The following is a 6,105-nucleotide window of genomic DNA, read 5'->3' as shown; positions in this document are numbered from 1 at the left end:
TAATTGTCGGCATTATTGCTCCTTATTTTTCCATCAATCTTTACTAGGTTATATCAGCAATCTAGAACCGCTAGTTTTCACTAGTAGTCATCAAAAATAATGTCAATTAAAATATGTAATAAATCTTTCATTTGTTGTTCTCTCCTGTGCTTGTGATAAAAATTGTAATTGTGTTTTTAGTACATTGTGATTTTTACAAATTTGTAGGGCCTCCTTGCCCCAGCCTTGTTACCAAGGCACTTCTATCGGTGGAAGTTTGCATTTAGGTTCGAAGTTATACATATTTATTCTCCTTTCGTTATATTGATATGGTTATTTTAGCTAAAATTTTTTAATTTTTTTAAGAGTGCATATTTGTAAAAATTCTGCATTTCGATTTTATTTTTTTGTTTGAGCGTTGTGCTTACCGATGAGTCACATTATAGGGAAATTAATCAACGATTACGCTTTTTGCAAATATGTAAAAACAAGCGGGCGATTTTGCAAAAAATTCTGCAAAACCGCCCGCTTGTATAGTGTGAATGATTAAAGTATTTTATGATGCTGCAATTCAGCTTGGATTTCGGTTAATATCAGATTATCCAATTCAATAAGTAAATCATAGCGTTTATGGGTGGAAGAGGGGATATAGGGTGTATCAACGCCTTTGCCAATTGCAAACGCTTTTCTGATCTTTTTAGCTAAATGTGCCTGAGATTCAGAGAAAATTTTAGCGATTTCTTCAACTTGCTCCAATACGCTGGTTTCAACTCGTTCTTCCAACCGTTCTGTATTTTTGAAAATTGAATAAATTTGGCAATAGCGTTCAAAAGTATCTTCATCAGTGCTATAAATACAGTTTGCTTTTTTATCTAACACCAAACTTAATAATAAACTGTACTCTTTCGGTGAGAGTTTGATAACTGTATCACCAAATTGGACTTTTTGATCGTCAATCGGGCTTAAAAATCGAATTTGCGGTTTGGTGTGTAACTGTTGAGCTTTTACCACCGAATCACTATAAGAGATTTTTCCTCCTAACAATTCATCAGATAGCCCCAAGCCCAATCGCACCCACGGAATTTCCGCAAGCATTACATTGGCATCTTGTGCGTCAAACTCTTGCCCTGTGCGGTCGTTAAGAATTTTGTGGGAATAAGGTTTCGGGTAATAGAAACTCGGCAAGTTCTCAAAATCGGAAGAAACTAAAACGTGTGATAAGCTGTCTTGCTCTCTCCCATAAAGCGACAATGCATAGCCCATAAAAAAGCCCATTGTTTTGCGTCCGCCAGCAATCGAAACGTGCAGTTGGTTATTTTCATCACTGCATAATTTCCCTACAAGGCTCACGATTTTATCCGCCGCCAAGTTGTTTTCTTGTGGCGAACGAATGTCGGCAAGCTGTTCGCCGTTTTCATTTTCAATAATATGAATACAGCTTTCATCAAAACAGATTTGTTCAATACCGTATTGCTTGCCGTAGTCTTCAATAAACTCTTCCAAAGCCCCTTTTTTCTCTTTACGCCCCCCTTCAATACCACACAAGGTTTTCAACACTTGGTTTCTTCCTTGTAGTGTGGTGATTACTTGAATTTCATTCGGGATAAAACCTTTTTCGGTGACTAGGGCGTAAAGGGTTTCGGTGACCACGGCTGGGGACATACCAGTTACTGATAACAAAATCTTTTTTGTGTTGTTCATTATCTTTTACCTATCCAATTCTGAATTTTTGATTTTAACTGCTGCAAATCCTTCGCTTGAATGCTATCTACATTTAAATGCTCAACAAAAGCGTCCACTTGAATAGACTGCAGTTTAATCCACTCAATCGCTCCTTGATGACGAGAAACAAACCAAACTGACATAACTCCCCCTTCATTCAAAAACAAGTGGTCAATTTAGCTCAAAATTCTACAAAATATGGGGTTTACAAATTTGTAATCCGATATTTCCCTAACCCGAAAGTCGCATTTTTACCACAATGTATCCACTGCCCTAAATAGAGTAATTTAGCCAAAGTAGGGGAAAGGTTATCAAACTGCCACTGCCCCATTACACCGCCTAAGTGCATTTTCTGTTTTTGGCGGCTGGAATAACGTGTCCAATCTTGCCAATGTAATTGTTTATGATCGTGAATTTGCTGAATATCTTGTTTAATTTGTTCAAAATCCAGCGAAATCGGTTTATCGTGAAATTCACTCAATAGTGCCAAGCGTTTTGCTAGACCGATAAAAAAACGTTCTTTATGAATATAACTTTCGTTAAGTGGAACGCCATTATTTTGTAGCCTTAAGGGGGTATCAAGCTCAATCGTTAGATCCGTAGGTAATGATGATGGCAATTCAATATGGACAGAATGTTCCACAATAACGCCATTGTTAAGCACAGATTGCCCTTGGCATAAAATATCGCTTAATTCTGCTTTCCCGCCAGCAAGGTTATATGCCAAGCCACGTTTAAAAGCAAAAATAATCAGCGCAAGCTGAGAAATTAATCGCCCAAACAACACCAAATCAAAAGCAAAAATATCGCCTTGTTGATAGTGCTTCTCGCCCCATTCTAGTGGCTCAATAATATAGCCGTTCGGCGCTTGGCTAAATTTTTGCCGACTTGGGGAAATCGGGGCGGGAGTTTCAAAAATGTTGGTATAGGGGCAACTACGATAAAGTGGGCAACCTTTGCAATCTGCTTGTTTTGTCATACAAGCAATGCGACGTAAAGATCGCCCAAATGCCCCACGCAGTGTAGAGCCTGCGTATTCAGGTAAAGAAAAAGGCTCGCTTACCTGAAATTGCAAGCGGTAGCGAGCGATAGGAAATTCGTAAAGATCCATTATTCAGCAACCAGTTTATTTCGGAGTTTTTTAAATTCAACGGCTGATTTTGCTTTTAAATTGCTAAAACCACTTAAACCATCAACATATTTTTGTAAACCTTCATTAGCTTTTGTAGGATCAATTTTTTCATAAAGAAATTGGCGATCTTCTTTATTCCATTGTTGAGCATCTTCTAGTAATTTTTTAGCTTCACTAAATATAGGAGAAACTGTAAATTGTTTTTTCTCTTGTATTGCCCACTGAGTTAATTTTTCTTCAACTAATTTTTGATTTTTGCTCAAGGCATTTAATCTTGCTTTTTCAGCTTCTTCAGCTTGTTTTACTTGCTCGATTTTTTCCAATTCTACTAAATGTTGGCGTTCTTTCTCAGCTTCAATTTCAGCTCGTTTTGCTAAAATCGCAGTTTTATCAAAGGTTGATTTCGGCTGTTGTTCACACCAATTTTTGAGTATCTGATTATCACTTATGCAATCAAATTCCAATACTGCCCAGCCGAAAGGCAAAAGCCCAGTAGTAGAACTATCATTTTCAGCGGCAAGCCAAACGGTAGTAGCTCGGTCTTTATAATCTACTCCCATTCCTTTGCCTTTCATAATTTTAATTTGAGCGATATCTTTACCCTGATAAACTTTGCTATCTGCCCCATTTTTACCTAAACGAATTAAAGCCACATTATTATTCTCAACGATTTTCAGTACACTATTCACCCACTCGGTATTCACTAAACGACGATCTAATAATTGCTGTAATTCGGTTTTAAAAATCGGTAAATAGAATTTATTTAAGGTGTGAATCAGATTTTCCGCAGAAATAGAAATTGCTTTAAAACTTTCTTGCAATCCTTTCCCCACTTTTGCCAATACTAATTCACTACAAAATGCACGATATTGCCCATTTAAAACCGCTTCTCGTCTTAGTGGTAGCCCTTTCGCGTCTTTTCCCGATTTACTTTCTACTTTTTTATAATTTACCGAAAAATAGACTTTGCTCGATACATCACCTGTCGAAATAAAATCACCAAAACGAATATATCGCCCCAAACTCTCAGCAAATTCACCGACATATTGCTTGGTAAGCATTTTCGCTTCTTTTTTATCAACTTTTTTATTCCCATTTTCTTGGTGTTTTTTATTTAAAATCGCTGTAATTAACGAGCCTTTTAAACCACTAGCAGGAATATAAACTTGATTGGCATAAGGTAAATAAGCGGTTCTCTCAATCGCTAATTGAGCCACTACCTTGTTACCATTGCTTTCGTGCTGTGCCACTCTACCAATTCGTTGCTGATAATTTTGCTCAATACCTGTGGCAACATCAGTAAAATAATGTGTCTGTGCTTTCGCTAATGCCTTGTTAGCAATAAAAAAGCGTTGGATAGCTAATAGATCTTGGCTATTCGCTTTATTTAATAATTCTTGTCGTTTTGTTTGATCTAAATTTAAATTACTCGGCTCAAAATGGTAAAGCACTCCATCATCAATCACATAATTTGTCGGCTCAAAATCTTCACCACAGCCGATATGAATCGGGCTAATTGGCGTGAGATAAACCTTGTGAGTTTGCATAAAAGGTTTCATTTAAACGTCCTTAGGGTAATCCGCAAAAAAATCAACAAACACAGGCACAACAGGGGCATAGCCTTGATGTACTGCTTTTTCTTGTGCATAAGACACATTCGCTAACCCATTGCCAAGAAAAGGCTTATGCCAATTTTCAACCGCAAAAATCGCAGCGGTTTTGGCAAGAATAATCGGCTTTTTGAAAGGATTGCTACCTAAGGCATATAAACCACCGTGTCGCCCAAATCGGGTATGCAGTTGATAAAAACTGTTTTCTGAATCTAAGTCCAAACCTTGTGGTGCTGTATTAGCAAGGGTTAAGTACGCATTTGCATTTTTTGTGCTAAATGTCACCGCTTGTGTTTGTGCTAATTCAAATTTCCCTAAACCGATAGATGCATCTCGCCCAAAACCAATTTTGCCAATATCGCTTAAACATTGTATAACTTCATCAAGTCTAATCCGAGCGTCATCAAATACCACATACAGATCCAACTCGGTATGTTGTGGATACCAAATTTGCGATATTGAATAAGGGGCAAATTCGTTTTCACCCGTCGTCATTGTTTGGCGATTAAGTGTATTATGTGGTTGATCCTGCGTTGTTTTCTGCAATCCGATTTCCGCATCATTTTTTGCAGATTTTTGCCAAGCATTCACCGATTGTGCATGTTGTGCCACATCAATCCACGCTTTCTTTTTCAATTTTTTGCGATCTTGCTCTGCGCCGTTTTCCCATAATTGAGAAGGCAAAGCAGGCAAAGGCAAATAGCCTTTCGGAAAAGCATCAGAAATCACAATAAACGGCTTTTGATCAGCATAGCCATTAAGCAGATTTTCAAGGCGTGTTTCGCCATAATGCTGCACCACCGCCCAACAAAACTGTCCGAATAAACTATCGCCCACCAATGGCGTGCCAAATGCCGTTTGTGTTTTCAACGTAAAACGATAAGTTTGCATTTTTCGCTCCTATTTCGCTCCTAAGCAAAAGGGTTGATTTCACTTAAATTGCGAGCATTGCCATCAACCGTTAAATCCTGAAATTCCACTTTACCGTAACCACGCGAGCCTGAACCACCTAAGCTATCTAGCTCTAACAGGCGTAAACCTTTTAACACTAATGCGACTAACGCATCACTATCCCCTTCAAATTGACGCATTGTTAATTTGAAATCGAATTCCGCCCCTGCTGGAACTCGTTCGGTTTGGCGTGGGTTATCAGCTGTTGCAGTAATGCGATTGATCGTATTTTCGCTTTTTGCTTCCGTTAAAGACAAATTATCGCCTTTGATTTTTTCTTCCCAATCAGCATTTAAATGGCAATCCCAAAACGCTAAACGAGAAACGCCTAACTCTCTTAATAATGCGTCATCATTTTTGCTATCGCCTGTTACGCCAAATAGACGCAAAATATCTTTTACATTATTTGGATTCGTTGCATTTGGAAGATCTTTTAAACTCAACGGACTTTCTTTTACGTCACCACTACGCCACTCTAACAATGAGCGAATTTTGCCTTTTAAGCTCGAACCCGGAATATAAGGCGATTGGGTGATCGGATTTTTAATCACTGTGTTATCAATACCACCAATATGCATTTCACTATCACCTGCGCCAATATGTAAACCTGTTTTTAAGACTAATTTTGCTTTAATTTCAATAATATTAGTTAATTTCATCTTAGTTTCCTTAATTAGTTTCTTTTAGTTTCTTTTAGTTTCTTTTAGTTTC

Annotated in this window: 6 protein-coding genes; all 6 read right to left on the bottom strand. The window is 37.8% G+C overall.

Annotation, left to right across the window (positions count from 1 at the left end):
- Window positions 1-525: 525 nt before the first annotated feature.
- The gene (gene csm6 / locus ACJHV0_RS10170; RefSeq protein ID WP_483134122.1) at window positions 526-1,680 is read right to left on the bottom strand and encodes a CRISPR-associated ring nuclease Csm6; all 1,155 of its coding nucleotides are present in this window, start codon (window positions 1,678-1,680) and stop codon (window positions 526-528) included.
- Window positions 1,680-1,844, bottom strand: coding sequence for a CRISPR-associated protein Csx16 (locus ACJHV0_RS10165; protein ID WP_483134121.1), 165 nt, complete (start codon window positions 1,842-1,844; stop codon window positions 1,680-1,682). The genes csm6 and ACJHV0_RS10165 overlap by 1 nt, the downstream gene beginning before the upstream one ends.
- A 62-nt stretch (window positions 1,845-1,906) precedes the next feature.
- Window positions 1,907-2,812, bottom strand: a complete 906-nt coding sequence (gene cas6, locus ACJHV0_RS10160) for a CRISPR system precrRNA processing endoribonuclease RAMP protein Cas6 (protein ID WP_483134120.1) — start codon at window positions 2,810-2,812, stop codon at window positions 1,907-1,909.
- Window positions 2,812-4,392 carry an RAMP superfamily CRISPR-associated protein gene (locus ACJHV0_RS10155; protein ID WP_483134119.1) on the bottom strand — a complete coding sequence of 527 codons (1,581 nt, stop codon included), beginning with the start codon at window positions 4,390-4,392 and terminating at the stop codon, window positions 2,812-2,814. Before ACJHV0_RS10155 ends, cas6 begins: the two co-directional genes overlap by 1 nt.
- Entirely contained in the window at window positions 4,393-5,334 is a 942-nt protein-coding gene (gene csm4 / locus ACJHV0_RS10150) for a type III-A CRISPR-associated RAMP protein Csm4 (protein ID WP_483134118.1), read from the bottom strand.
- A gap of 20 nt (window positions 5,335-5,354) precedes the next feature.
- A complete protein-coding gene (gene csm3, locus ACJHV0_RS10145) occupies window positions 5,355-6,053 on the bottom strand; it encodes a type III-A CRISPR-associated RAMP protein Csm3 (RefSeq protein ID WP_483134117.1) in 699 nt (232 codons plus the stop codon).
- Between the last annotated feature and the right edge of the window lie 52 nt (window positions 6,054-6,105).

This window comes from Mannheimia sp., assembly GCF_056854775.1.
Note: the sequence above shows the minus strand (reverse complement) of the source record. Positions and strands in the feature narration are given on the sequence as shown.